Origin of the sequence: Aeoliella sp. (assembly GCF_965227375.1) — a bacterium.
Classification (GTDB): Bacteria; Planctomycetota; Planctomycetia; order Pirellulales; family Lacipirellulaceae; genus Aeoliella.
The window spans coordinates 3376540-3403337 of sequence record NZ_CBDDFX010000002.1; the positions used below are offsets into that span (position 1 = coordinate 3376540).

The 26798-nt window shown below is 60.1% G+C and carries 28 protein-coding genes and 1 tRNA gene; 9 read left to right on the plus strand and 20 right to left on the minus strand.

The window, feature by feature from the left end; all coding sequences use genetic code 11:
- Window positions 1-36 precede the first annotated feature (36 nt).
- Entirely contained in the window at window positions 37-354 is a 318-nt protein-coding gene (locus ACQK2L_RS26370; RefSeq protein WP_425400037.1) for a hypothetical protein, read from the minus strand.
- Between the two features lie 125 nt (window positions 355-479).
- A tRNA-Arg gene (locus ACQK2L_RS26375) sits at window positions 480-553 on the minus strand.
- Window positions 554-778: 225 nt separating this feature from the next.
- Between ACQK2L_RS26375 and ACQK2L_RS26380 the strand changes: the two genes are divergently transcribed.
- Window positions 779-2602, plus strand: coding sequence for an OPT family oligopeptide transporter (locus ACQK2L_RS26380; RefSeq protein ID WP_425400038.1), 1824 nt, complete (start codon window positions 779-781; stop codon window positions 2600-2602).
- Window positions 2603-2606: 4 nt separating this feature from the next.
- On the opposite strand, the gene ACQK2L_RS26385 is transcribed toward ACQK2L_RS26380, so the two are convergent.
- From ACQK2L_RS26385 to ACQK2L_RS26405, 5 genes are all read right to left on the minus strand, one after another.
- Window positions 2607-3122: a hypothetical protein gene (locus ACQK2L_RS26385; RefSeq protein ID WP_425400039.1), complete on the minus strand. Its 516-nt coding sequence runs from the start codon at window positions 3120-3122 to the stop codon at window positions 2607-2609.
- Between the two features lie 11 nt (window positions 3123-3133).
- Entirely contained in the window at window positions 3134-4201 is a 1068-nt protein-coding gene (locus ACQK2L_RS26390; RefSeq protein ID WP_425400040.1) for a DinB family protein, read from the minus strand.
- 41 nt (window positions 4202-4242) lie between these two features.
- Window positions 4243-5133, minus strand: coding sequence for a right-handed parallel beta-helix repeat-containing protein (locus ACQK2L_RS26395; protein WP_425400041.1), 891 nt, complete (start codon window positions 5131-5133; stop codon window positions 4243-4245).
- 287 nt (window positions 5134-5420) lie between these two features.
- Complete coding sequence (locus ACQK2L_RS26400; protein ID WP_425400042.1) at window positions 5421-5936, minus strand: DUF1572 family protein; 516 nt, start codon at window positions 5934-5936, stop codon at window positions 5421-5423.
- Between the two features lie 85 nt (window positions 5937-6021).
- Window positions 6022-7737 (minus strand): TIGR01212 family radical SAM protein, encoded by a 1716-nt coding sequence (locus ACQK2L_RS26405; RefSeq protein WP_425400043.1) that lies wholly within the window; start codon window positions 7735-7737, stop codon window positions 6022-6024.
- Between the two features lie 191 nt (window positions 7738-7928).
- On the opposite strand from ACQK2L_RS26405, the gene ACQK2L_RS26410 reads away from it, so the two are divergent.
- Both ACQK2L_RS26410 and rsgA read left to right on the plus strand, forming a co-directional pair.
- The gene (locus ACQK2L_RS26410) at window positions 7929-8414 is read left to right on the plus strand and encodes an FHA domain-containing protein (RefSeq protein ID WP_425400044.1); all 486 of its coding nucleotides are present in this window, start codon (window positions 7929-7931) and stop codon (window positions 8412-8414) included.
- An 84-nt stretch (window positions 8415-8498) separates the two neighbouring features.
- A complete protein-coding gene (gene rsgA, locus ACQK2L_RS26415) occupies window positions 8499-9626 on the plus strand; it encodes a ribosome small subunit-dependent GTPase A (protein ID WP_425400045.1) in 1128 nt (375 codons plus the stop codon).
- A gap of 404 nt (window positions 9627-10030) precedes the next feature.
- Here the strand turns inward: rsgA and ACQK2L_RS26420 are convergent, their stop codons facing one another.
- The gene (locus ACQK2L_RS26420) at window positions 10031-12706 is read right to left on the minus strand and encodes a hypothetical protein (RefSeq protein ID WP_425400046.1); all 2676 of its coding nucleotides are present in this window, start codon (window positions 12704-12706) and stop codon (window positions 10031-10033) included.
- A 230-nt stretch (window positions 12707-12936) separates the two neighbouring features.
- On the opposite strand from ACQK2L_RS26420, the gene ACQK2L_RS26425 reads away from it, so the two are divergent.
- From ACQK2L_RS26425 to ACQK2L_RS26435, 3 genes are all read left to right on the plus strand, one after another.
- On the plus strand, window positions 12937-13563 hold the full coding sequence (locus ACQK2L_RS26425) for a MarC family protein (protein ID WP_425400047.1): 627 nt from the start codon (window positions 12937-12939) through the stop codon (window positions 13561-13563).
- Window positions 13564-13945: 382 nt separating this feature from the next.
- Window positions 13946-14335: an S-adenosylmethionine decarboxylase gene (locus ACQK2L_RS26430; RefSeq protein ID WP_425400048.1), complete on the plus strand. Its 390-nt coding sequence runs from the start codon at window positions 13946-13948 to the stop codon at window positions 14333-14335.
- Window positions 14332-14781: a hypothetical protein gene (locus ACQK2L_RS26435; protein ID WP_425400049.1), complete on the plus strand. Its 450-nt coding sequence runs from the start codon at window positions 14332-14334 to the stop codon at window positions 14779-14781. The genes ACQK2L_RS26430 and ACQK2L_RS26435 overlap by 4 nt, the downstream gene beginning before the upstream one ends.
- Before the next feature lie 85 nt (window positions 14782-14866).
- Here the strand turns inward: ACQK2L_RS26435 and ACQK2L_RS26440 are convergent, their stop codons facing one another.
- Entirely contained in the window at window positions 14867-15367 is a 501-nt protein-coding gene (locus tag ACQK2L_RS26440) for a hypothetical protein (protein ID WP_425400050.1), read from the minus strand.
- Between the two features lie 300 nt (window positions 15368-15667).
- Between ACQK2L_RS26440 and ACQK2L_RS26445 the strand changes: the two genes are divergently transcribed.
- Window positions 15668-16819: a hypothetical protein gene (locus ACQK2L_RS26445; protein ID WP_425400051.1), complete on the plus strand. Its 1152-nt coding sequence runs from the start codon at window positions 15668-15670 to the stop codon at window positions 16817-16819.
- Window positions 16820-16825: 6 nt separating this feature from the next.
- Here ACQK2L_RS26445 and ACQK2L_RS26450 read toward each other — a convergent pair whose 3' ends face one another.
- Window positions 16826-17362 (minus strand): hypothetical protein, encoded by a 537-nt coding sequence (locus ACQK2L_RS26450; protein WP_425400052.1) that lies wholly within the window; start codon window positions 17360-17362, stop codon window positions 16826-16828.
- Window positions 17363-17531: 169 nt separating this feature from the next.
- On the opposite strand from ACQK2L_RS26450, the gene ACQK2L_RS26455 reads away from it, so the two are divergent.
- Together ACQK2L_RS26455 and ACQK2L_RS26460 are read left to right on the plus strand one after the other, a co-directional pair.
- Complete coding sequence (locus ACQK2L_RS26455) at window positions 17532-18641, plus strand: HD domain-containing protein (RefSeq protein ID WP_425400053.1); 1110 nt, start codon at window positions 17532-17534, stop codon at window positions 18639-18641.
- A 114-nt stretch (window positions 18642-18755) separates the two neighbouring features.
- Window positions 18756-20132, plus strand: coding sequence for a sulfatase (locus tag ACQK2L_RS26460; protein WP_425400054.1), 1377 nt, complete (start codon window positions 18756-18758; stop codon window positions 20130-20132).
- Between the two features lie 6 nt (window positions 20133-20138).
- Here the strand turns inward: ACQK2L_RS26460 and ACQK2L_RS26465 are convergent, their stop codons facing one another.
- The 10 genes from ACQK2L_RS26465 to ACQK2L_RS26510 form a co-directional block, all read right to left on the minus strand.
- Complete coding sequence (locus tag ACQK2L_RS26465) at window positions 20139-21080, minus strand: lactate/malate dehydrogenase family protein (RefSeq protein WP_425400055.1); 942 nt, start codon at window positions 21078-21080, stop codon at window positions 20139-20141.
- A gap of 117 nt (window positions 21081-21197) precedes the next feature.
- The gene (locus ACQK2L_RS26470) at window positions 21198-22070 is read right to left on the minus strand and encodes a class II aldolase/adducin family protein (protein ID WP_425400056.1); all 873 of its coding nucleotides are present in this window, start codon (window positions 22068-22070) and stop codon (window positions 21198-21200) included.
- Window positions 22071-22213: 143 nt separating this feature from the next.
- The gene (locus ACQK2L_RS26475; protein WP_425400057.1) at window positions 22214-22492 is read right to left on the minus strand and encodes a EutN/CcmL family microcompartment protein; all 279 of its coding nucleotides are present in this window, start codon (window positions 22490-22492) and stop codon (window positions 22214-22216) included.
- A gap of 70 nt (window positions 22493-22562) precedes the next feature.
- Window positions 22563-22820 carry a hypothetical protein gene (locus ACQK2L_RS26480; protein WP_425400058.1) on the minus strand — a complete coding sequence of 86 codons (258 nt, stop codon included), beginning with the start codon at window positions 22818-22820 and terminating at the stop codon, window positions 22563-22565.
- Complete coding sequence (locus ACQK2L_RS26485) at window positions 22817-23080, minus strand: EutN/CcmL family microcompartment protein (RefSeq protein ID WP_425400059.1); 264 nt, start codon at window positions 23078-23080, stop codon at window positions 22817-22819. The genes ACQK2L_RS26480 and ACQK2L_RS26485 overlap by 4 nt, the downstream gene beginning before the upstream one ends.
- Window positions 23081-23094: 14 nt before the next feature.
- On the minus strand, window positions 23095-24531 hold the full coding sequence (locus ACQK2L_RS26490; RefSeq protein ID WP_425400060.1) for an aldehyde dehydrogenase family protein: 1437 nt from the start codon (window positions 24529-24531) through the stop codon (window positions 23095-23097).
- A gap of 59 nt (window positions 24532-24590) precedes the next feature.
- Window positions 24591-24899 carry a EutN/CcmL family microcompartment protein gene (locus ACQK2L_RS26495; RefSeq protein WP_425400061.1) on the minus strand — a complete coding sequence of 103 codons (309 nt, stop codon included), beginning with the start codon at window positions 24897-24899 and terminating at the stop codon, window positions 24591-24593.
- Window positions 24900-24923: 24 nt separating this feature from the next.
- Window positions 24924-26111: an acetate/propionate family kinase gene (locus ACQK2L_RS26500; RefSeq protein ID WP_425400062.1), complete on the minus strand. Its 1188-nt coding sequence runs from the start codon at window positions 26109-26111 to the stop codon at window positions 24924-24926.
- 40 nt (window positions 26112-26151) lie between these two features.
- Window positions 26152-26421 carry a BMC domain-containing protein gene (locus ACQK2L_RS26505; protein ID WP_425400063.1) on the minus strand — a complete coding sequence of 90 codons (270 nt, stop codon included), beginning with the start codon at window positions 26419-26421 and terminating at the stop codon, window positions 26152-26154.
- Window positions 26422-26467: 46 nt separating this feature from the next.
- On the minus strand, window positions 26468-26764 hold the full coding sequence (locus ACQK2L_RS26510) for a BMC domain-containing protein (RefSeq protein ID WP_425400064.1): 297 nt from the start codon (window positions 26762-26764) through the stop codon (window positions 26468-26470).
- Window positions 26765-26798: the final 34 nt, after the last annotated feature.

The window sequence follows — 26798 nt, forward strand, 5'->3', positions numbered from 1 at the left end:
GCATGCGGAGTTCCGACACTTGTCGCTATGTGCCCACTAAGCGAGATGCTCAGTCTTGTTCTTTACCAATGCGAGAACCTGGTCATCGGGGTCTATTGAGGTCGGTGCAATAACCGCTCTCAACTTGCCAAAGTGCAGCCACAACACTTCTGCAGGTCGAGATTGAACTCCAGTGAGTGCATCCCACGACAATCGAGTACCATCACGTAGCGTCATGCCTTCGCCATCGATGACTCGAGGGTAATTCCGCTCTGTAGGTAACCACACCGCAAAATAAAAGCCTCCTAGTGAGGCAACAGTGAGAAACGCGGCCGTGACCTTAAAGCTGGGCTTCAACACAACCTGAATCGCCATGCAGCTTCCACCAATAAGTGTCGCGCGACACGATGAGCAGCCACCGCATCCATTTGTCACCCAGAGCAACATCGGGGCTTGGCGTTGAAAAGCAAAAAGCCCCTAGTTTCCTAGAGGCTCTAAAGCACACCCCGGAGGATTCGAACCTCCAACCTTCGGATTCGTAGTCCGATGCTCTATCCAGTTGAGCTAGGGGTGCATACCGCGTGGGGCTCTTGGCCTTGGGCGAAGCTCATATCATGCCCGAATTGCTCCTGTGCTGCAAGAGAGGCCTTCTACGCCGCAGAGGTTCGCGATTCGGGCGGCAAAGAGGCGTCGTGGCGACGGGGGCCAGGTGCTACAATCTGGCTACTTTGCTGGGCCCACTGCGTCGCCAGGGCCGCCGATCCGTGTTTGCCACTCGCACCTCGAATCCTCCTCCGCTATGGACGAACACCCGCCTTTCGCTTCTCCGCAAAACTCGCCCGACCTTCCCGATGAACAGGTCGTCGAAGACGCTCCCCTCTACACGCCCCAGCCGGGAGAACGGCAACTCACCGCGCGAGCTGTGATTGTCGGGTGTCTGGTTGGTGGCATCATCGCTTGTACGAACATCTACATGGGGCTGAAGATCGGTTGGAGCTTTGGCGCGTCGATTGTCTCGGCCGTGCTGGGGTTCTCTTTCTTTGCGGTGATCAATCGCCGACTCTCCGTTATGGAGACAAACATTGCACAAACAGCGGGATCGGCGTCTGGCTCCATGGCTTCGGCGGCAGGGCTAGTGGCTGCCATTCCCGCCATGCAACTCATGGACTATCAGATCGAGTGGTGGGAATTGACGTTGTGGGCGCTAGCAATTGCTTTCCTGGGAGTGTTCTTTGCGGTGCCGCTGCGTCGTCAGATGGTGCTGGTCGACAAGCTCAAGTTTCCAACCGGTACCGCCACCGCCGAGACTATCACCGCCATGTATAGCGAGGCATCGGTCGCTATTGCCAAAGCACGAGTGCTAATCTTCTCCGGCTTGTTCGCTGGCCTGTTCACGTTGGCGAGTTATTTTGTGCCTCAACTCGAAAACCCACCGATAGCCGAGTGGACCGGTATTGCGTTGCTGGCGACTGCAGCCGCCTGGGGATTCAAGGTGTACCTGGGACCGGCGCTTTTAGGAGCTGGCTTTCTGATTGGCCCCCGAGTAGTCCTCTCGTTGCTGGGCGGGGCGATTATCGGTTGGGGTATCCTTGGCCCCTTCGCGCAGTCGCAGGAGTGGGCGACAGGAAAAGTAACCAGCTACAGCGATGGCCCCCAAGGATGGCTGCTGTGGCCTGGCGTGGCACTCATGGTCAGCGAAGCCTTGTCCAGCGTAGCTTTCAGTTGGCGGACATTTCTACGCGCGTTTCAGGGTGTTGCCGCTGCCGCCAAAGGGGGACGAGACCACTCCGCCGAATCGATTCCGAACAGTTGGTGGATTGGTGGTTTGGCTTTCGGATCGATCTTAACCATGGTCATCGCCCAAACGGTTTTCGGCATCAGTTGGTACTTCTCACTGCTGGCCATTGCCCTCTCGTCGGTTCTTTCGGTAGTGGCGGTACGGTCCACCGGCGAAACCGATATCAACCCAGTTGGCGGTATGGGGAAAGTAACCCAACTTGTATTTGGCGGTCTTGCTCCAGGGCAGATCTCAACGAACTTGATGTGCGCCGCGATTACGGGCTCCGGCGCATCGCAAGCGGCCGACATGATGCAAGACCTCAAAACGGGACACTTGCTCGGTGCGTCGCCGCGCAAGCAGTTCATCGCCCAACTTATCGGCATTCTTGCAGGTATTGTGTTTGTCGTACCAGCTTACTTGTTGTTCACGGACGCCTATAAGTTGGGCGAAGACGGCGACTTGCCAGCACCAGCCGCATTCGCCTGGAAAGCGATGGCCGAGCTACTTACCAAAGGCCTAGGAGAATTACCGGACTACAGCCTGCACTTCGTAGCCGGGGCCACGGTCGTGGGCGTTGCATTGGCTTCGCTACGACGCATCCGCTCCATTGCACCCTACGTACCCAGCGGCCTGGCGCTCGGCATCGCATTCATCGTGCCACCTTACTATTCGCTCGTGATGTTCTACGGTCTGGTGATCTGGTTGATCTGGAGAGCGATCTCACCGCAATCGTGCCGCAACTTCGATTTTGCCATCGCTTCAGGTTTGATCGCTGGTGAGGGACTGATGGGGATCGTCAACGCGGTGCTCACCATCTGCAAAGTCCCCACACTAACAGGATAAGGTCCTAGCCTACCTTCCCCCGCGAACGCCAGGTCTGCACGATCAGCACCAAGCCGCCGACCGCGCCGAACAAGTAGCTGGCCAGGTGGATCCATAGGTCGGTGATGAACCCAACGTGCTTATCGGCTGGCACGCGCGACGCCATCGGTTCCAGCAGTATCACGCTCCCGCTGCTGGCAGCAAAGTATCCCAGGACGCCCGCCAGTGCGGCTAGCGCGCCGGTTACCAGCATCAGCACAACGATCGGTTTGACAAGCGAACGGGCGTCGCGCGGCGGACGTTTACCAGTTCGGGCGACGATGGCCAGTGGGATACCGAGGCCTGCTCCCACCCACCAGGTGGCGATCACGCCCCACGCCAGGCCGATGATGGTGGGCGACGTGACGGGCACGGTGAAGATCGGCGGGTGGCCGATGGTGAAGTACTCGATGCAAATCCGTGCGGTGAATTGGTCGTGCACCACGCCGTAGGTCACAGCGGCAAGAATCGACAGCATCATGATCGCGAGACCTTGGAGCATGGCGACTATCCTTACTGTTCTCGCAACCACTGGATGATATCGAGCCAACCGATCGTGATCCCCAGTTGCCGCAGCATGTTCGAGCATTGCGCTCGATGGTGCGTGCCGTGTCCGCAAAGTTGCACCAGCGACTCGGTAACGCGGAAGCAGGAATCGGGTCCACCGGCGGTGACGTAGACAATGCGGTCGGCCGACTCGGCGTCGAGGCTCTCGATAAACAGGTTTCGCTCGCCAGCCAGCTTGGCGTACTGCTCGCGCATCGCCGGCAGCGACTGCGACGGCTCGTCGCGTGGGAACGGGGCACGATCCGCCGCCCAGTTGCCCAACCACCACCGCTCGGCGTCGATCATGTGTTGCAGGTTCTTGCGCAGCGAGCCGGAACCCATGTCGAACGGCTGATCCAGCAGCGGCTCATCGAGTTCCGCCGCGCCGGCAAACACCCGCTGCATGGCCCACTCGCTGTACGCGAAGTAGAATTCGATGCGCGAACGATCGAACTGCGGCGCAGGGCCTTCGTCGGTCGCTGCCTCCAGACCATAGCTGCGGAGCGGCTCGAGGCTCTCATCGGGCAGCGGGTGCGAAGGATGGGCCATCTTATAGAAGAGGTAGTCCAATCCACCCGGCACCTTGCGACCGAACGACTTCAAGAAGCTGAGCGCCTGCGCGCGATGATGAATGCCGTGATTGGCCACGTGGTTCATCAAGTCGCCCAGCGCGAACGACCACTCGTTTTGCTTGCTGTCCTTGAAGGTGACCTGGCGAGTGAAGCCATTGGCCGCTTCGCGCACTAACAACTCGTTCCGCTCCGCCGCCACACCAATCGCCCGCGTGCGGATCTCTTCGATCGGCAATCCAGCGGCATCTCGCTCCAATGGCGGACCTGGCTCCCCGCGCCACCGCCCGAGCCATACGCGTTCCGCCTCGAGCATGTGAAACAGCGTATTGCGAAGCGACCCAAACCCCATCTCCCGCGGCTCGTCGAGTTGTTCATCGCTGAGGTCGGCCGCCAGGGCGTAGAGCTTGGCGTTGGCCCGATCGTTGTGGGCGAACAGGTCTTGGAGGATGGTGGTGCGTTGCATGGTGATTCACAGAGAGGGAGATAGATGAACCGACGAATACGTCACCTCACTTCCGGCTGCGCGCCGCAGGCGTTATCGGACGCATAAGTCTTGTTGCCAGCAACGACGGCGTCACTTGGAGACCTGTGGTTCGGAAACCAGTTCTTCGTCACGTCACACCTCTGTTCAGGCACGCCCCGGATCTTGATTGGCAACCTTGCAGCACCAAACGTGTTGTTTTCAATCCGGATAGTCGTGCCGGCGATGTTTGTGCCATCGTTGCGATCACGTCCGCCGTGCATGTCGAAGCAATGGCTAAGCGACTCACCAAGCTCTACATTGTGCCTCGCGGTGTAACTACATCCTGGCTGCCCTGTACCTGCAATGGAGTGGCGGTTCCAGTTGAACAGGTTGTACTCGATGACCGACTGGGCATCTGCATGGCAAACGCCATAGCCCAAGCCATTGTATTGGCAATGGTGAATGTAGTTGTGGTGGATGTAGTGGCCATCGCCGCCTCGAAGGTAGATACCCGCATGCGAGAAGCCCGAGATCTCACAGTTGTCGACGGTAAGCTTGGGTACATCGCAGACGATGCCTTGGGATGTGGGGAGCTTGTAGTAGTAGTCACGGCCCTTGCCACCTTTCCCGAACGAACGCTTGTGATGATCCAAGTACCGCCTGTTATTCGGCCCCTGGAGCCGGAGCCCCGCCACACGCGCTTCCGGACCCATCGGCCTCAATACGCCTGGCGTGTCCAGCGCGTCGCAGACCAGCAGTGCGCCTTGCGAGCCTTGCTCGCCCCGATTGCTTGCCAGAGTCACGCCAGCGGGAATTTCAATTACCAGGCGATCGATGTAGACCAGCGCAGTGAGGTTCATTTCCACATCGCCTGGAAGATAGACGACATCGCCACGCTTTGCCTGCTTTAAAGCGTCCAGCAATTGATCCACCGTGCGAACGGTAAAGTCGCCGGCCGAGACAATATCGGTGTAGCCCGATCCGCCCCCAATAGGACCTCGTTCATCTGGCTTGGCCCCATACTCCACCCCGTCGATATCGACCCAACTGGAGGCAGTTGTCGAAGATTCCGAATGCGATTCACTCGCCAGGAACAACCCGATACACGCAGCACAGAGCAGCTGACAAGTGGAGTACCTGTTGCTCATCATATTGGCGCCTTTCGTGCTATTGTTCTGGCTCTCGCTTGAGTGCAATCATCCGAGTCGATGCACCGAATCTATGCCCCGTCGTCCGGCGACGATGGCTCCCAGTTGAACTCGTAGCGCTCCCCCAGTTGCATTCGCGAGAGGCAGATGATCTCCTGCGCGTGGCCCTGGAAGTGAGGGACGCTGTCGAACACCGCCTCGATGCCCGAGACTTCGAAGCCCTGGATGAGTCGCAGGCGGATCAGGTCGGCGTCGCTAGTGGCGAAGATCGCCTGCTTGGCTTCTTCAACCACCAGTTCGAGCTGGTTCCAAAGTTGTTCCTTCGACCCCGTACGCTTGGGGGCGAACTCCGCGGGGCGGTCGCGGTTGTCTACCGCCCCGCCCACGCCGGCCACAATCCACTGCCGCAAGTTGCCAGCCAGGTGCAGCATCAGGTTGCCGATGGAATTCATCTCCTCGGCCGGCCGCCACCACACTTGCTCTTCGCTCAGTTGATCCAGGCAGTGGCCGATCTTCTTCATCGAACCATCCAGTGCACGGCATGCTCCCTGCCGCACGCCTTGGCTGAGTTGGTCACTTACGCTCATGGTTTTTTCTCATTGTAGCTCGACAGTCCCTGTCGAATGAAGTTTGTTACAGCCTTGCCCAACGCCAAAGTAAACAAGGATGGTGCTACTCACTTGATCTCTTCCAATACAAGTACTCACCGGGCGCGAGATTCGCCTTGCTTGGATTTTCCTCAATATAGTTCTGCAGATACTCAAACTGCTCTGGGCTTCGCACCAAATGATCGAATGGTTCGGCTTGCCAGAATGCGCCATGCTGACTGAGCGATGCGTTTATCTGCCGAGCCGTAAAGCGGAGCCAACTAGACGTCTGCTTCGCCAATGTGTGTGGCGGCCTGAACTGCAGTAGCACATGAACGTGGTTCGGCATCACCACGAAACTATCAAGATCGTAGCGGTCGTTGTCAAAGTGCTTCATCGAGTTGCCGACAATCTGGGCAAGTTCGGGTCGCCGGAGCACACACGCTCCATGGCATTCGTCCAACGAGTAGTGCCATAGTCGGTCTCGCAGACGCCGGAACTCTTTCGCAAGTGCAGCGGGCACATCGCGCAGTAACGACAAATCGCTGGCGACCTTGGGATTCAACTTGTTTCGGGTAAGCCACTCCCGAAGCTCGGACTGCCACCGTTCGACAACCTCGCGGGGCATGGAGTCGATGGTGCGAAAGGTAACAAACACCGCGACGCCGGGTTGAAACCAATGGGGAAGCTTCCGCTCCGTGCGGTGAGTCTCTGCCTTGGGGTCGAAGGTCTGGAATGCGGGACGGGTTGTTCGATCTGAGGCAACAGTGGTTGGTTCCGTTGGGATTGGTGTGCTTGCTGCCTGCTTGGTATCGCTTTCGACTCGGAGAGTCGAGTTACAATACTTCCCCTGCCAGGTATCACGCCGCTCGAACTCTGCATCGATCTCCCGCTTCACCGCGCCTTTGTTCAAGCACCACTCGGGGCCGATGAAGTAGTCGGGTGGGGCGTCGCCACTGATGCGTTCGATGACCATCGTCGGTGGCAACAGCTCCATAAAGTCGACCACCGTCTTTACGTAGTCTTCCTGGCCCATCAAGGTCACCTCGCCCGCGGCGACCTGATCGGCGAGCTTGGTGTTCTTCACGCAGTACAGGTTGTGCAGCTTCACGCCATCGACATCCAACTTGGCCAGCTCGCGGGCGGTGGCCAGCATGTCGTCGTGCGACTCGCCTGGGAGCCCCAAAATGGCGTGGGCGGAGATTTCGAACTTGCAGCCGGCGCTGCGACGCATGGCGTCGATCATCGAGTCGTGGTGGCAGCCGCGGTTCATCCAGTCGAGCGACCGATCGTGAATGGTCTGCATCCCGTATTCCACCGAGAGGTATGTCCGCTCGCCGAACTCGTTAAGTAGTGCGATTACCTCATCTGGAACGCAGTCGGGCCGGGTGCCGATCGCCAGCCCCACCACCTGGGGATGATCCAGGGCCTGCTCGTACAACGCCCGCAGCCGGTCCACGGGGGCGTAAGTGTTCGTCGCCGGCTGAAAATAGGCCAGAAAATGCTCACAGTCGGAGTACCGCACCCGCATGCGGGCGAGGCTCTGGTCGATCTGGCCGCGGATATCGGCACGCGGCAACCGGCGGCTGGGGCTGAAACTGCGGTTGTCGCAGAACGTACACCCTCCTTTGGCCACGGTGCCATCGACGTTGGGGCAGGTGAACCCCGCATCGATGCTCACCTTCTGCACCCGATGCCCGAAAAGTTCGCGCAGTCGGAAGCGGTAGCTGTAATACCGCAATCCCGACTGTCGCCAGGCGGGGAAATTATCGGCCGACGTAAGTGGTTTGGTTGACTGCAATTGGGTCGACGAATAAATTAGGGGGTTGGCGGAGGGCTTTGACGCGGGCCATTATTTCCTCAAATGGGAAGGGTCCGCATCGCCTGGTCGGACGGGGCAAGACCGGCCGGGCGACTACCGCAAAGTCGGCCCTCTGGCCCATTCATCCTGATTCGTATTTATACTCTTGTGTTCTTCTAGTGAGGTCAACCATGCAAGGCTTCGACGCCGAATATGGGGAACTGATCCCCATGGGCGGAGGCGATACCATTCCCCTCAAGAAGCAGCAGTTACTCGTTGGCCGACGCGAAAGCTGTGATATTGTTCTCCGCTTTGCCAACGTGTCGGCTCACCATTGTCAGTTGACTCTCGACAGTGGCTACTGGTATGCGCGCGACTTGGGGAGTCGCAACGGTATTAAAGTAAACAACGTGCGTGTGCAGGAGAAGCGCCTGGATCCGGGCGACATCCTGCACGTCGCCAAGCATCGCTACGAGGTAAGCTATTCGCCCGCCGACCTGGGTGCCGTGGGTCCTCCGCCCGACGATACCCTCACTCGCGAGATCATGGGCGAGTCGCTGTTGTCCCGCGCGGGGCTCGATGGCAACTCCCGTGGCCAAGTTGAGAAACCCGGCAAGCGGTACGATCCCACCAACCAAGAAGCCGGGCAGATCGACCTGCCCGACAAACCTGTCTGACGCGAATGGCCAATGTCGAACGACCAATGACCAAACAGTGCATTGGTCATTGGCGGTTCGGTCGTTGGACATTGGCTCGTTTTTATGGCTCGCAAGAAGAAGAAAGTCCGCGCATCGTTTCGCAAGAACCGCGAGGTGCGGACGCGCGAGAACGATCTGACACGCCACTACGGTGACGAAGCGGCCGAGGATCATCTGCAGGGCGAGCGGATCAGCGGCAAGGGCGCGCTGACGCGCAAACGCACTGTAGCCGGCGGCGAAGTGGTCGAAGACGAAGCCGGCGAGTACATCCTGCCGGAAGTCGATACCACTGTCTGCCGCCCTGGACGAGTGCTTCGCGTGCAGGGTTTGGTGAGCATCGTTCGTGATGAGCAAGGTGAGTTGTTCTCCTGTGCTACGCGACGACTCTTGAAAACGCTCGCCACCGATCAACGTCACGTCGTGGCGGCGGGCGATCACGTCTGGTTCCGGCCCGAGGGCCAAGGCGAAGGCATCATCGAGCGCGTCGAGCCGCGGCAGGGACTGCTCTCTCGCACCAGTCGCGGCCGCCGGCACGTGCTGGTGGCCAACGTCGACCAGATCGTGGTGGTCGCCAGCGCCGCCGAACCGCGCATCAAACCCAACCTGATCGACCGCTTCCTGCTCACCGCCGAAAAGACCGAGATCCGCCCGGTCGTCTGCATCAACAAAATCGACTTGGTGGAGCCGGCCGATCTGATGCCGCTGGTGGGCGTGTACAGCCAACTCGGCTACCAAGTGCTCTTGGTCTCGGCCACCACAGGGCAGAACATCGACCAATTGCGCGAACTCCTTTCCGGGCGCGACACGGTGCTCAGCGGCCAGTCGGGCGTGGGCAAATCGTCGCTACTGAACGCCATCGAACCGGGACTTGGCCTCCGCGTGCAAACCGTAAGCAGCGAGTCGCAAAAAGGCCGCCACACGACTACCACCGCCGAGCTGTTCCCGCTGGCCTGTGGCGGGCACGTGATCGACACGCCCGGCATCCGCCAGTTTCAACTGTGGGACGTCATCCCCGAGGAAGTCCCCGGCTTCTTCCGCGAACTGCGGCCTTACGTCTCGCGTTGCCGGTTCCCCGACTGCACTCACACGCACGAAGATTTCTGCGCGGTGAAAGACGCCGTGGCCGACGGCCGCATCGACACCCGCCGGTACGAGAGCTTCACCCAAATCGCCGCCGGCGACGAAGCGTAAAGTCACAGGTTTTGTCGCACATAATGTCGCACTGGTGCGACAAAACGATTACCTGCGACAAAACTCCTTCGATGGTCCACAGCGACATTACTTGCAAGTCATTGCCTACCGCGATGTTACGTCGATCGGCAAACTCGTAACGCCGCGAGTTGTTGCGCTCGGTTCACCGCAGGTGCGACAAAACCCTCCGAGGTGACAAAATTCGTCCACCAACGGCGAGCCGGAAGCGTCAGCGCCCGGAGGGATTGGCGCCGGTCTAAAGAGCTAAGCAGTCAGCCAAGAATTGCAGAACCAGATTGCCAAAGAGCCCGCTGGGAACCTATTTTCACCACTCTATTGGACCAAAACCCGGTCTCGGTTCAACCGCGTTTTTTTGACACGACGCGCCATTTACAAGTCTGCACCTACACGATTGCCGACAGCCCGCAGAGCAGCACGGCGATTGGCTCGGGCACTGCGAGGCTATTGGTCCCGGCGGAAGTGGACAGTGCCTTGCCGAAGTTCGCCTTCCAGGTAGCGTACTGTGCGGCGCCGATGGTCGTGTTGTCGACATCGTTGGGCAGCGTGCCGGCGGGGGCGCCGATGTTGTTGCGCCACACGGTGTAGTCGGCCAGGTTCACCACGCCGTCGTTGTTGTAGTCGCCCGGCAGTACCTCGGAGATCGGCAAAAACAGATCGCTCCAACTGTCTCCCAGGCGAATCTCATCGAACATCACTTCTGCGGCGGCCCCGATGTTGGCAGCGCGAAGCACCAGCGTGTCGATCAAGCGATTCGGGTCCGTCGTGGGGAGCAACCAAAATGCCCCGTCGAGCGACAACGAAGGAGGACCCTCGGACCATGTGTCCGTGGGGTTCAACCAGATGGAGAGACTATCTGTCGAAGCAGAGGTATCCACATCGACTCGCATGACAAACAGATGCGTGCCGGGTTCGAGATTGTCACCAACGATCGAGGTGACAACTGGGTTCGGTGAGCCATTGTCGCGATACCGCACCACCGCATCGACGCCGCCGGAACCATCGCCTTGAAATCCCCATTGCAGGCCGATAGTCCAAGGCACGCTGGGATCGCCTTCCTCGGCGTTCAGCAACCCGGTTAGGGCGAGCGAGTCCGAGGTCGTGGAGAAGTTCTCGTCAAAGCTCATCAGGCCGGTGACATAGAACGTGCGATCCTCGGTAGTGAGATCGCTCGCATCGAACGCGCGCGTCATGCTCTCGGTACCGGAGATTGCCGATGGGGAAGTGAAACGAACCGCTCCATCGCGAGCATCCACGTCTGGGTACGTCAAACCTGCACCAACCACTTGGAAGGCGTTTGGAGTGGTTCCTTGCCCTTGCTGCCACGCACCGAGGAAACTGCTTCCCTCGGGATTGCTCCCCAGGAGCGGGCCCACGCCGTATTCTCCCAATTCGCCATGGGGCGGGTTGACCACCACGAAAGGCTCGTACAGTCGAGGTATCGCGATGCCGGTTGGACGAAAAGTCACGTAGAGCAGCAAATCCTCCAATATCACGTTGCCCGACAACGAAGCGTCGCTGGCGATGCGAAAGCTGTTCGCGCCCTTGTTTAGCAGCGACCGCTCCACGGTGTATTCGAGGTAACCGCCTGATAACACTCCGCCGCTCAGCAACTGGTTGTTCAACTGCACATTGAGTTGTTCGGCGCCGGGTAGATTATCGACTTGCAGCCGAAGTTTCACGCGAACTTCCGAAGCCGCATAGGCTGATAGATCATCGCCAATCGTGAGCGGTATGTCTTTGAACTGGCTGGGCGCGATGCTCATCGTGCGTTCCGGCGAGACCACCGTGCGATTCAAGTAGTTCAGTCCGCCTGACAGCGCGCTGGACATGTACTTCACGCCGCGAGCACCCGTTGTGTATACCTTGCTCACCCCTTGCAGTGTGGCATCGTCGCCGACCAGGTTCCACAGCTCACTGTGGTCGTCGGTGTAGTTGAACATGTAGATTCCATCAACGCCCTCTTGCCACGCACCGCTCGCGCGCGCCATGTACGCATCGAGCGAGTCACGCACCGCACCTGCGCTGCCACTCATCCGCGACTCGCTCAAACCGGCATAGACGGGCACATCGTGCTGCTGCCCCAAGGCGACGGACGTACTCCACTCTTCGGCGCGAAAGTAACCGCTGAAGGTCATCATGTCGACCAAATCCTCCTGCAACCACTCGGCGACGTCCAGGCCGACATCGCTCGAAAAACCAAGCGAATCTGGTACTCGCACTGACACCAAGAACGGTCGGCCGCGCTGCATGCCGACCTGTTCGGTCATGGTGCGGATGTCGCGCATCAACTGCGTCATCTGGTCGCGGTCCGCTTGAGTCGCGGTCCCGCCAGAGGTGTGGGAGCGAAAAAAGAAGGGGTGCCGAAAGAAATCCAGTTCCACCCCATCGATGTCGTAGTTCTGGCAAACTTCCTCGACGTAAGCCAGGGCGAGATCGCGGACCTCCTCCACGCCATAGTCGATGGCCGACCAGGCACCGTGGGCAGGCGGATTCGATTTGGTTCCCATCAGCCACTCAGGGTGATCCACTTTAAGTTGAGGAAACGCGTAGAGTCCCGATTCACCCGACGCGTCATGCGTGTCGTTCATACGCATCGACCAGAAGATCTCGATGTCGTTCGTTCGAGCAAAGTTGCTCATCACTTCCAGCACGTCGGTCCCCTGGTCAATCAGGTCCTGTGTCATGTTGTTGCTGTACCTGCCGCCGGTACTCGTGAACACTTCTCCCACCTGCGTGTTGTGGGTGAACAGACCAAATCCGGAACTTCGCGTCGTGTAGAAGATCGAGTCCAACTGCGTTCCCGCCACGCCCGAGGTGCGCACGTCGAGCAGCCCCTGAGGGGTATGCTGCTCGCCGTAGAGAACGTCGCCGCCGTCGTTGTTGTAGATCAGCTTGCGTTCGCGGTTCTTTGCCAGTTCGCGGGCGGCGCGAAGTTCCTCGAGCGTGAGCGGCTCGGCACAACTGGTTCCGCTGTGGATCAACGGAAGCAGCAAAACCGCCACGATGCAGCTAATCGCTCGACGATACGAAGCGACACGTGGCGAGCCTTTGGCTTTCATTGCGATTTCTCTAGAGTCTGGAACCAAGCACAGCCAGCATCCATGCATTATGTTCCCGCGCCACGCGGGTGACAACTGAATCGACTCAGGCGGCATGCGCATCCAGCAGCCGCGCCATGGGCCTGAGGCTCACCTTGATGGGGGGCCAGGTGAATCGTCCTCCCACGTCGCCCCGTTTTCATCTACAATACGCCCGGCCCCAGGAACCACCACGACCAAAACGAGTTCTCATGGAAGTTACTCCCGACCTCATCAGCAAGTTCGTCCTCCTGTGGGCGGTGATCGACCCGGTGGGCACGGTGCCGGTGTTTATCTCGGCCACGTCGAACCGCTCGCCGCACGAGCGGCGGCACATTGCAATAGTGGCCACCGTGGCCGCGGCGCTGATTCTGCTGTTCTTCATCGTCGCGGGCGAGGTTGTGCTTGTGGCGATGGGAGTGCCGATGCCGGCTTTTCAGATCGCCGGCGGGATTATCCTGTTCCTGTTTGCCCTGACCATGGTATTCGGTGAGAGCAAGCCGGAGAGCGAAACCAAGATGCTCCGCAGCGTGCACGACATCGCCATCTACCCGCTGGCCACGCCGTCGATTGCCTCGCCTGGGGCTATGATGGCCGTGGTGCTGCTCACCAAGAACGACGTGCACACCATCATGGATCAGGTACTTACCTCGGTCGTGATGTTCAGTGTGCTGGCCATCGCGTGCGGGTTGATGCTGATCGGCGGCTGGATCGCCCGCGTGATCGGTACCGGCGGCGCGAGCATCATCAGCCGCGTGATGGGGCTTATCTTGGCCTCGGTGGCCGCGGCCAATGTGCTGGAGGGGGCGAAGGAGTACTTTGGGTCCGTAGCCCCTTAGCCGACGAGCTACGACTCGTCGGAGAATTCTGCGCGGGAGGCAACGTCCGACGAGGCGTAGCTCGTCGGCTGGTCGCAACACGTTGATGACGCTTCGCTCAAACTGCTAGCTCCCGCCGCGGGGAAAATGGGAAAATCTTCCCCCTATCCCTATAGACGACCCGCTCTGTGGGCGATAACATTTGCGCAATCACACGGCTCTGTCCGTGGACCGTTTTTGTGAATGTTTTTCTCACCCGCCTGGCCGAAGAAGCGGCCACCATAGGCACCGCATTCTCAATTTTTGGCGGTTGATCGCTTTCACTCTGCCGGAAGGTTCTGCGCTATCGGAGCGCTAGGGGACGCCGGTTTCCATCTCTCGTGTTTCGGAGCTGTTACGCAAGATGCAGGTATTAACCGAATACCGCCGAATTCAACATCAGGGCGAGGCCCATTACGGGCAGCACCTGCTGGTGACGGCACTGGGCTGCAACGAAAACATCCTCTCTATCGAGAGCATGTATCACTTCCTGCAGACCATGGCCGACGAGATCGACATGGTCCGCTACGGACCACCGATTGTCGCCCGCTTTGGTGGCGGGATCGAAACTGGACTGTCGGGCGTGCAACTGATCGAGACGAGCGCGATCATGTTCCACACCAACGACGCTCACCGCGATATGTACCTCGATGTCTTCAGCTGCAAGACGTTCGAGGAGTCGACGGTGCGCCGCGTGCTCGACGAATACCTTGCCCCCACGACCATTCAGACGGAGCTGATCTACCGAAAATGACAAGAATCTATCCCGAATCCCTACCCGTGATCCCGGACGAACCTGCGGCCGAGGATTTCCGGGTGGTCCAAGTCGACGCGACGCGCGGCTTGGGCGTACTGGTACTGCGCGCCTTCAAGGCTGGCGACGTGCTGTTCCGCATGAATGGCACGCTCACCGAGGAAATGACGCTGTACAGCCTGCAAATGGACGAGCGGTGGCACCTGGACGACCCGGACTTCGCCGGTCGGGTGCTGCACTGTTGCGAGCCGAACTCGCGACTCGATCCGGTAACGCGACTCTTCACCGCAGTGAAGGACATCGAGCCGGGCGACCTGCTCACGATGGACTACAACGAGACCGAAGACGTGCTGTTCCGCGCGTTCGAGTGCTCGTGCGGCGCGGAAGGTTGTCGTGGCTACATTGCTGGCCGCAATGCAGCTCCCATCGCGGCACACGTTGCCTAGATGTAGAGTCCAATTGAAAACTTCAAGCGGCTAAGCCGCGAGCAGTGGCTCGTTGCTTGGCCGTTTGGTTCTTGAATGGACTCCTTCAAGGCATGCATTCGCGAGTCACGCCCATCAGGAATCCCAACACCAGGCCAAAGATCGTCGACAGACACGCCAGAAGCAATGAAAACGCGAGAGCCAGTTCGAAAGGACCAACGGGCTTGCCGTTCTGGGTTGTGCTATAAGCCTGCTGTCGTTCGAACATCTCGAACAGTTCCGCCGCGGAGTTAATGCCCACCAGCACAGCGGCGACGCCAACGCCCAAGGCACATGCAACCAGCGGTTTCCATTCGAGATGCAGTAAGACGGATACGGCAATCAAGAATGGCAAGATGCTCGAACTGATGATCAAGATGAGCTTCGCCAAAGCCATCCAGTCAACGAGCTTCCATTCAACCCAGTAGAGCCACAGGGAAACGGGACCGGTTGCCATTAGCACCAGCAACATGAGCTTCAGAGACCACTGCAAGCGGAACTCCGACCGCCCCCTGGGATCCAGGTAAGGAATCTGGCCTGGCTGGTTTGTATGATAGCTTGAAGACATGACACCCCTCTTCACGTCTGGTCTGCCTCCCCACATCGTACGAGAGCGAATTGCGATCGGCAAGCTGCCGGCATGAATGCCAGTCGGTTTCCGAGGCTGTGAACTGGGAGCGAAGGAAAGACTGGGACTTTCACGCTCGAGCGCGAATTCTGTCTCAATTCAGGTCTCAATCGCAGGTCCGGTTGCCCAAGTAGCTCGTGATCCTCAGCTAAAATGGGCGTGTCTCGGTTGTTCTGCTTACTACTACTGGAGGATCTTGTGCATTGGCTTCGATGTAGATACTGGCTACTCGCTTATCTCATGGCATCTGCCGAATGGTGCCTGGCTGAACCCACCATTTATGAGGGGTTTCAGTACGCCAGCAAAAGCGACGTGACCGGCACCACCGGGGGGACGGGCTTCCTCGATCCGTGGCAATCCCGCAGCGGACTGTTGGGCAGCGGCAGTGGTTACACGCCGGCCGCCTTGACCTTGCTGGACGATAGCCTCAGCTACGAGGACACGCAGGGCAACAGCCTGGCCACGACTGGCGGAAGCCTGAAGATCAGCGGCCAGTTTGGCAATGTACACCTGGCGCGCACCATCGATGTAACCCAGTTGCCGAACACAGGCACCAATCCTCAGATCGGGGCAACCACTTATGTCTCGTTTCTAGCTCGTCGGTCCGGCGAGGCTGCGGATCCCGACGATCCGGTGTACAACGGCGACTATCCATGGGGATCGAACCTCTACCCTCGAGTTGCCGGGCTGAGTCTTTTCAGCAACGATGGCGGCGATGCAGTGCCGGTGCTGGTGGGGGCGCCTTCGAACGAAGATACAGACGTCTGGAGATTGCGGGGGCAGGATCTCGATGGCGTGAGCAAGGACCCTCAGGTCGATGTCCCCTTCGGCGAGGGGCAACTGACGCACTTTGTCGTGCTGCGAATCGATCACGGCCAGGGCGATGGCAATGCCGACGAGCTAAACCTGTATGTCGATCCGCTGCTGGGTTCCGAATCGCTTAACTCCATCGGTGTGACAGCCGATTGGGAGGTACGCGACGACCCGCTTTACCTTCCCGGCGATTGGATTGGCATTCAGGCGGGCAACGCCAGCAGCAATCGTCCCTTTGCCGAGTTTACCTTCGACGAGTTCCGCATCGGTCAGACCTGGGGTGATGTCGTGCCGCTGGCCGCAGCAATCGAACTGCCAGGCGACTTCAACCAGGACGGAATGGTTAATCTGGCGGACTACACGCTGTGGCGGAACAATCTCGGGGCGCCAGCTGGGACACTGGAGAACGATCCCCACTCCGACGCGATTGGCGTCGCTCAGTATGAAACCTGGAAGTCCTCGTTCGGCACCAGCGCAGCGGGAGCGGCCGCATTCGCTGTGCCCGAACCTACTGCCATCGTGCCGGCAAGTGTTCTTCTCGTCATCGCGATCTATCGGCGGCTTGTCGCGCCCAAGTAGTGCGCTCTAAACATCTTCCCGCCTGTTCACGGCCAATACGATTCCGCCTAAAACGCCAAGGGCGGTGGACACCACTGCGAAGGTGACCGCTATGCACAGCACGAGATAGAGCGAACTATCGGCACGTCCCCCAAACTGCTCGTTCTTCAACGCCCAGGAGAGTTCCCGCACGGTTAGCACCAACAACACGAGGGCTGCCAACCCGATTGGGGCCGAGGCCAGCAGAAAAATGTCGCGCGGCAACTTCATGGCCAGCGTCGCCAGCAAGGCAATCGGAAGAATCGACGAAACGACCAGCAGCAACGCCGTTTCGCCGGGCGAGGCGGTGGTCTTCTTCAGGTCCTTCACCACCTCACCGAGCAACTCGTCCGAATGGAGCCACAATACTCCTCCTAAAAAACTTGCCAGAGCGGTCAAGGTGACTACCAACAGCAGCACCTTCATGGAAAAGCGTGGCAGATCGCGCTGATGGCAGACAACAGGCGGAAGGTAAGTGTTGGCTTGAGGGCGCACTTTCTTTCTGGCCATGGCAATCGCACCCATTCGCGACCAAAGTTCGGAACCGCCAGCGCATCATAACCACGCACTGCGACGCGTCAAGAAATAGCCCTTTCATCAACGGCGACCGTGCCTATAATATTGCGACTGAGCTACCAGTTCGTTCTCGCATACGCCCATCGCGTCGGTTCTTGGGCTTACGACGCACCAAGCTGTGAAAAACTCGAAATTGCGGCGGCAAATCGCTTTCGAAGCCGCCCGGCTGATGTACGATCGGCAGGAGTCCGAGTACTACCGAGCCAAGTTGAAGGCCGCCAGCCGCATCTGCAAAGGCTGGGTGAAACCGGCCGACTTGCCCTCGAATGCCGAGATTCGCGACGCCATTCAGTCGTTTGCACGACTCTTGGAAGGCGACTCCCGCACCGAGAACCTGCAGTCGATGCGCCTGGCCGCGCTGCGCATGATGCGGCGGCTGTCGGCCTTCCGCCCGCGACTGATCGGCAGCGTGCTCACCGGGCACGTTCGGCAAGGCTCCGACATCGACCTGCACGTGTTCAGCGATTCGGCCGAGGCGATCACGCACCTCTTGGATAGCGACGGGTTAAGCTATCAGGTCGAGCGCAAGCAGGTTCGCAAGGATGGCGAGGAGCGAGTCTTCACGCACATCCACGTGCGGAGCAACTTTTCGTTCGAACTCACCATGTACACGCCTGAACAACACAGCTACGTGTTCAAGAGTTCCATCACCGGCAAGGCGATCGAGCGGGCCAGCGTCGCACAGCTCGAGCAGTTTCTTGCCGCCGAGTACCCGAATCTCGACATCGAAGCAGCGCTTGCCGAAGCGAACGACGGAGTCGACTGCTACCGGCTGTTCGAGTCGCTACTGTTGCCGCTGGAGGACGTGAAGCAAGACCCTCGCTACCATCCCGAGGGCGATGTGCTGTACCACAGCCTGCAGGTGTTCGACCACGCCCGCGACGAAATGCCGTACGACGAGGAGTTCCTTACCGCTGCCCTGTTGCATGATGTGGGCAAAGGCATCGACTCGCGCGACCACGTGAACGCCGGCCTCGAGGCGCTCGACGGGTTCATCACCGAGCGGACCGTCTGGTTGATCGAACACCACATGCATTGCCACCTGATCGTCGACGGCTCGCTTGGGGCCAGGGCGCATCGGCGACTGCGGGGTTGCGAGTGGTACGACGACCTGATCCTGCTGGGCGAATGCGACCGCGCCGGCCGTCAACGAGGCGTCGAAGCACCGGAATTGGACGAGGCGCTGGACTATCTACGCGACCTGGGCGGAATGTTCGATCCGGACTAGTATTCCGGTGGAATGGCGGATGTGCCGAAACACATTTTTGAAAACCGGAACACCTGTGACCGGTCCGGTGTTAAAGTCATTGCACCGCCCACCTTTCGACGCGAGAGACCCCGTATGCGAACGACGTTGCTGCTGTTTTTGCTTCATGTTACCACCCTGGCCGCGCCGCCCAATGTATTGTTGATCTGCGTCGATGATCTAAAGCCGGCACTCGGTTGCTACGGCGACGAGCTCGCCCAGACGCCAAACATCGATCGGCTGGCGGCGAGCGGCGTTTTGTTCGAGCGGGCGTACTGCAATCAGGCGGTGTGCGCTCCGTCACGAAATGCGTTGCTCACCGGACTGCGGCCCCAAACGCTGGGCATCTACGACCTGGGTACGAACTTTCGCAAGAGCGCGCCCGACGCGGTGACGCTGCCGCAGTACTTCAAGCAGCAAGGGTACCACTCGGCCGGCATGGGCAAGATCTACCACACCGGCCACGGTAACAGGGACGACCGCTCTTCGTGGAGCGAGCCGTTCTCCAACACGCAAGGCGTGATCTACCACCATGGCGAGGTGCCCCGAGGACAGCGCGGGCCGGCCTTCGAAGCCGCCGACGTGCCCGACTCGGACTACACCGCCGGCGTCGTGGCGGACCTGGCCATCGAGCGATTGCAGAAGGCGAGCGAATCGGACGACAAACCATTGTTCCTGGCCGTAGGGTTCCGCCGCCCCCATTTGCCCTTCAACAGTCCGCAGAAGTACTGGGACCTGTACGACCGTAGCGACTTCGCGCTACCCGAGGTGCGCAAACCACCGCAGGGAGCACCTCCCTACGCTCCGACCAAGTGGGGCGAACTGCGGCAGTACAGCAACATCCCCAAAGAAGGGCCCATGTCCGAAGCGTTGCAGCTGAAGCTGATTCACGGTTACTACGCCGCTGTGAGCTACGTCGACGCTCAAGTTGGTCGGCTTCTCGACAAGCTCCAGGAGACTGGACTGGAAGATAATACCATTGTTGTGCTGTGGGGCGATCACGGTTGGCACTTGGGCGATCATGGTCAGTGGTGCAAGCACACCAACTATGAGCAAGCGACCCGCATCCCGCTGATCGTTGCCGGACCCGGCATCAAGCCGGGCGTAGCGGCAGATTCCTTCGTGGAGACGGTCGATATCTACCCCACGCTGTGCCAGTTGGCGGGGCTGCCGCAGCCCGAGGGGCTCGACGGGAAGAGTTTCGAGGAGGTGTTGCAGGATCCCGGCACCGTAGTGCGCGAGTCGGCCGTGCAAGTCTACCCCCGCCGGCGGCGAATCGGCCAAACCGTACGCACGGCACGATACCGCTTGGTGGAATGGAAAAGCCGTAGAGCCCCAGCCGAGTACGAACTGTACGACTACCAGGAAGATCCTGGCGAAACGGTCAACCTGGCGGCCGACCGCCCCGAGGTGGTCGCGGAGCTCAAAGCATTGCTCGACGCGCTGCCCGAGCCGAAGCGATTCCGCGGCTGAGTTAGCTTAACCGCGGCCAACGCGAGCGAGCACGGTCTCAACGGTTTGTCGCAAGACGTTGCCGCTATTCCGCAGGCCCTGCATCTCCTTGGGCCACAGTTCGACTTCCAGCCGATCGACCACACCACACCGCCCGACCACCGTCGGCACCGACAGGGCGACGTTGCGAATGTTGTAGCAGCCGTTCTGCACGCTGGATACCGGCAGCACTTGCCGGCTGTCGAGCGCGATGGCCTCAATCACGTCTTGAATGGCCACGCCCACGGCGAAACCCGCTCCGCCCTTTCCGCGGATCACTTCGGCGCCGCTTCCCTTGGTGCGGGTGAAGAGTTGATTGGCCAAATTGGCGTTCCAACCGGGATACTTATCGATCGGCAGACCCGCGATCGTGGCGCTCGACCAAATCGGCACCATGCTGTCGCCGTGCTCGCCCAGAATCAGAGCTTTCACCTGCGTAGGAGGTGCGCCGAGTTCTTGAGCGATCAGGCTGCGAAAGCGAATCGTGTCGAGCTGCGTACCAAGGCCAATCACCTGCGTGGCCGGCAGACCGAGTCTGTCAGCGGCCAGATACGTGAGCACGTCGACCGGGTTGGAGACCACCACGACGATGGCGTCTGGCTTGGGTCCGGCTTGCTTCACCGCGTCGAGAATCGTCACGAACAGGTCGACGTTGCGGTTGATCAAGTCCAGCCGGCTCTCGTCCGGCTTGCGTCGCAGCCCGGCGGTGATGCAGATCACGTCGCTCGAGGGAATGTGCTCGTAACCGCCGGAGTTAATCACCTGGTCGGCAATGCTCGGGCCGCCATGCAGCAGGTCGAGCGCCTGGCCAGCGGCCAAGTCGGCGTTCACGTCGAGCAGGCTGATTTCACGGACGATGCCTCCGGTTTGCAGCGCGAACGCCGCACACGATCCCACCAGTCCACCGCCGCCAATGATGCTTACTTTCATGGTTCCACTTACTGAGCGTTAGTGTTATGCGTCCTCAATAGGCCCGGCATTCATGCCGGGTGGAGCTCGGAACAGTTTCCAATGCAAACCCGGCATAAATGCCGGGCCTAATAACCGTTAGCTTTTCTGCAATGCTTCGAGCACGCGGTTGGTGATCAGTTGCACCAACGCTTCCTGGTCGCCGTTGGCTGCAGGTGCAGCAGTGGGAGCAGGTGCAGCGGGCGCGGCAGCCATCGGGGGCGGAGCGGGGAAGCCTCGCCGCTCGACGCCTGCACCTTGCCAACTGTCGCGGAAGATATCGTTGGCGCAGATGTCGCAGTTCTCGAACTCCTTGTGCAGCCGCGGATCGTCGAAGCCCCACTTCTGCTTCAGGTCCAACAGTTCCTGCGACTTCTCTTTGGTCAGGTACGAAACGTTGCCCACCTGCTTAGCCAGAATCAGGATGCGGCAGTAAGCGTCGAGGATTTCGGTCCACCAGTATGCCCGCTCGACGTTCTCGCCGTAACTCACGGTGCCATGATTGGCGAGCAAGATGACATTCGTCTGCTGCACGAACGGCAAGATCGTCTCGGCAAACGCCTGACCACCAGGCGTTTCGTACTTGGTGATCGGCACATCACCCAGGAACACTTCGACCTCGGGCAAAATGCACTGCGGGATCGGCTCACGCGCCACTGCGAACGCGGTCGCGTGAGGCGGGTGGCAGTGCACCACGCTCTTCACGTCAGGCCGAGCCTTCATGATCTCGATGTGCAACAGCGCCTCGCTCGAACGCTTCTTGTTGCCGGCGATCTGGTTGCCCTGCATGTCGATCAGGCAGATGTCGTCCGGCTTCAGGAAGCCCTTCGAGTGCATGGTCGGCGTGCACAGCACCTCGTTCTCGCTCACGCGGTAAGTGATGTTGCCATCGTTCGCGGCGGCGAAGCCCTTCTTGTAGATGCGGTCGCCAATCTCGCAAATTTCCTGCTTCATCCGGTGGATGTTCATCATGGTCTTGCCTTGGTAGGTTTTGGTTTACTTTCGTTGTTTTCGATTCTGCTGACTGGTACTGTTAGGTCCGGCATTTATGCCGGGTTGTGTGTGGTTCCTTTAACCCGGCATAAATGCCGGGCCTATGAGGAGTTTTCCCTCCTCTAGAACTTTAGCTCATCCAAAATGGCCGAATTGTACGCGTCCACCGGCTTCATTTCGGGGCGGAATGGTTGGGCGGCCTCGCCGCTTTCGCTGATCGCCATCAGCGAGCCGATGCCCGCGCCGTGCTCGTCCCACACCACGAGTTCTTCGCCCGCCGGCTCAGCGTCGCCCTGGAGTTCCTCGAGCGTCATCGGCACCGCCAGCCGCAACGATGCACCCGCAAAGCTGGGATGGCTGCGACTGAGTACCACGTTGCCGATGACTTTTGCAATTCGCATGGTGGGTGGTGAGTAGGTAGTTAGGTGAGTAAGGAGTTGGTGAGTAGGTTAGTAAGTGAAACGGTCCTGCTTACGCTCTTACCAGTTCGATCTTCTTCTCTTTCAGATGATCCACGACCGCGGGTGTTACGATCGCGCGGCAGCCGACTTCGACGCGGCCGATGCCACCAAGCTTGTTACCCAGCGTCTCGAGCGTCACTAAACGCTCCGACAGCGTGAGTGTTCCCGCTGCGGGCTGCGCCGGCGAAGCGGTTGCGGCGCCTGACGCGCGAAGTCGCCGGACGACCTCGCTCACAATCCATTCAAGTTGTTCTTCGGTGAGTGTCACTTGTCGCAAATTCCAATCACGGTCCAGCGGACCGGTGTCGTGTCGCTATTCAGTGCTTCCCGTGCGTTGCGGCCGTCGCTGGTGATCATGATCTCGTCGCCAGTCCCAGCTCCGCAGCCGGTATCGATGGCCACCAACGGATGACCATCCGGCGTCGCTCCGTCGGGACCGTACGGCTGCACCACCAGCATCCGAGCGCCGGTGAGCGACGGGTGCTTTACCGTGGAGGTGGCAGTGGCTACGACGGTTGCTTTGAGCATGCGTGGTTCAAATCCTATCGGCGACCCAGAATGTGCAGGTCGTCGATCAGCGAGCAACGCCGCTCGCGAGTAAACGTGAGTGGTGTGGTGACGCCTTCGCCGGTGGGCGTGGCGATGGAGAACGACAGGTAACCCTCGCCCCCCAAACCGAGCGACGACATGCAGGGGCCGTTCTTCACGAACAGCGTGGTGTCGAGCGCCCGACCCATCATGGTCATGTGACGGACGTTGTTGGTGTGGATGATGGCGGTGTGGCGGAAGCCGTGCTCGTAGTACTTCGCCTTGGCGATGCACTCCTCGATGTCGCCGCAACGGACGAACGGCACGAACGGCATCATCTGCTCGACCGGCACGAAGGGGTTCGTCTCGCTGGTCTCGCCGAACAACAGTTCGGTGCCAGCGGGTACGTCACGGCCGGCGGCCTTCGCCAGCACGGCGGCGTCTTTGCCGATGAACTCCTTAGCGGCCACATCGTGCTTGTGCTCGCCCTCGCCCACGGTGGTGATCGCCGCGGCGGTGAGTCGCTCAATCTCCGTCGACGTGAGTCGCACCGCGCCGGCTCGCTCCATGGCGTCCATCATCGGATCCATGGCCGCGGCGGTGCAGAACACTTCCTTCTCGGCAATGCACAGCAAGTTGTTGTCGTACGAGGCGCCTTGGATGATGGCCTTGGCCGCACGGTCGAAGTCGGCCGTTTCGTCCACCACTACCGGCGGATTGCCCGGGCCGGCGACGATCGCACGCTTGCCGCTGTTCAGCGCCGCCTTGGCAACCATCGGACCGCCAGTCACGCAGATGCAGGCGATGTCGCGGTGGTGGAAGATGGCGTCGGCCGTTTCGAGCGTCGGCTCGGCGATCACGCAAATCAGATTGTCGATGCCAACATCGGCGGCAATCGCCTCGTTGAAGCGTCGCACGCCCTCGGCGGCGACCTTCTTGCCGCTGGGATGCGGATTCACCACCAGCGTGTTGCCGCTGGCGATCATGCTCACCGCATTGCCAGTGATGGTCGGCAGCGAGTGCGTCACCGGCGTGATGGCGCCGATCACGCCGAACGGCGCCCGTTCGATCACCGCCAGGCCGTAGTCGCCGCTGTAGACGTCGGACTTCAGGAACTCCACGCCCGGTGTTCGCTCGCCCAGCGTTTTGAGCTTTTCGATCTTGTGGTCCAGCCGACCAACGCCAGTTTCGTTCATCTCCATCGTGCCGAGTTCAACGCACTGGTCGATCGAGATGCGGCGGATGTGGTCGATGATTCGCTTGCGATCGTCGATCGTGCGGCGACTCAGTTGGTCGAACGCCTCGGTGGCTGCAGCCACCGCTTCGTCCACGCACGTGAACACACCGTGTCGGCCAAAGTAGCCATTCGTGCTCGTGGCGGCGGGAATGTTGCCCACCTCGGCCAGCACCTGGGCGACCACGTTTCGCAATGTTTGTTCGTCAAGTTGCATTGGAAGGAGTCAGGATTCGGGGTTCTGGGAGTTTCAACAAGCGGCACTCGCCACTACTCTCAACTCTGATCGAATACGGTCGATTGCTCGACGACCACACGGTCGACGATGCCGATTACCACCGTGTCGATCGGCAGGTTCTTCGTCTCGGGCGTGAGTCGGGCGCTGGAGCCTTGAGTGATGAGCACCATGTCGCCCTCGCCTACGCCAAGGGTATCGACCGCCACGAACGTGCGGCCGGCGCTCACCAACTCGGTTCGCTTCTTGGCGTCGACGCGGTACGGCTCGACCACCAGCAGTTTGTGGCCCCGCAACGTGTCGATCTTCTGCGTCGACACCAACGATCCGATGACCTTTGCGAGAAACATGTCAGTCGCCTCTAAGGGGATTGCTTACGATTGTTCGAGCAGGTCGCGCGTCTGTCGGGCAACTACCAACTCCTCGTTGGTCGGCACGATCCAAATCTGCGTCTTGCTCTCGGCAGCGTGGATAGCTCCCTCGCCAGTGGCCGCCGCGTTCTTTTCTTCATCCAACACGATTCCGAGTTCGCCCAGTCCGCTGCAAATGGCGGTGCGAATCCGGGTGCCGTTCTCGCCGATGCCTCCGGCGAAGGCCAACATGTCCACGCCGCCCAATTCCACCAGGTACGCACCGACGTAGTGCCGCACGCTGGTGGTGAACACGTCCAAGGCCAGCTGCGCCCGCTCGTCGCCCGCGGCGGCCGACTCGGCCAGGTCGCGAACATCGCCACTGGTGCCCGAGAGTCCTTTCAATCCACACTCGCTGGCCAGCAGCTCCAAAGCTCCTTCCAGCGTCGTGCTGGTTCGCTCCATCAACAGTGGCAACGCGAACGGATCAAAGTCGCCTGCTCGGTTGTTCTGCGGCGGCCCCGATTGCGGGCTCATGCCCATCGAGGTTGCCACGCTCTGGCCATTGCGAATGGCACACACGCTGCTCGAACCACCAAGGTGACACGAGATGACGCGCTGCTCGCTGTTGCCAGTCAGCTCGGCCGTGCGACCTGCCACGTAGCGATGGCTCGCTCCGTGAAAGCCCCACCGCTTGATGCCGAACTCCTCGGCCCACTCGGTCGGCACCGCGTAGTGCTTCAGCCGCGGCGGTATCGTCTCGTGGAAACCGGTTTCGAACGCGGCCACCAGCGGAATACTCGGCAGCGCTTCCTGCAGTTGCCGCATCGCCGCGGTGTAGGGTGGGTTGTGGGCCGGTGCGACCGTGGCCATCTCGTCCATCGCCGCCAGCACGTCGGAGTCCACTCGGCGGACACCTCGGGCACGGCCGCCGTGCACCGCCTTGAATCCGATCGCGCTCACTTCGTCGGCCGAGGCGAGGCACCCTTGGTCCGGGTCGGTGAGCTGCACCAGGCACTGCTCGACCGCCGCGGCGTGATTGGGTGCTTCGATCGTCAACTCGCGTCGGGCGTCGCCGATCTCCACGAAAGCCGAACTCTGCTCCGCGCCGATGCGTTCCACACCGCCACGAGCCAGTTGGCGCTCGCCGTCCATGTCGAACAAGCGGTACTTGAAGCTGGTGGAGCCCAAGTTCGCAATGAGTACCTTCATGGTTCTCGCGCCTTCCACTTACGAGTAGGCTGGCTACCTCTTACTTGAAGTAGGCGGCGATCACGCCATCCGACGGACGGGCGATGATGTGGCTGGCGATCAGCTCGCCAACCTGGCTGGCAGCAGCCGCACCGGCTTCGACGGCTGCGCGAACGCTACCGACATCGCCGCTCACCACAGTGGTCACCAGACCGCCGCCCAGGTCGACGCGCTTCTCTACGGTTACGTTGGCCGCCTTGGCCATGGCGTCGGTCGCTTCTACGAGCGGCACCAGGCCCTTCGTCTCTACGAGTCCAATTGCTTGTTGCATTGTTAGACCTTTCAATCAGTTGTGTTTAAATCTTGTGCTGGTTTGTCTAGCCTTTGGCGGCCGGGGCCTTCTTCATGACGGTCTCGACGTCTTCGTGCGGGCGAGGAATCACCTGCACGCTGACCACCTCGCCAATGCGACCAGCGGCCGTTGCACCAGCGTCGGTCGCCGCCTTCACGGCAGCCACGTCGCCACTCACGAACACGGCGGCCAGGCCGGCGCCGACTTTGTCCCACGACTGGAACGTTACATTTGCTGCCTTGAGCATTGCGTCGGTCGCCTCGACCAGCGGCACGAAGCCTTTGGTCTCGATCATCCCGAGCGCTTCCACTGTCTTTGCCATCGTTTGTTGTCCTCGTTGTAAAACAGAAAACTAC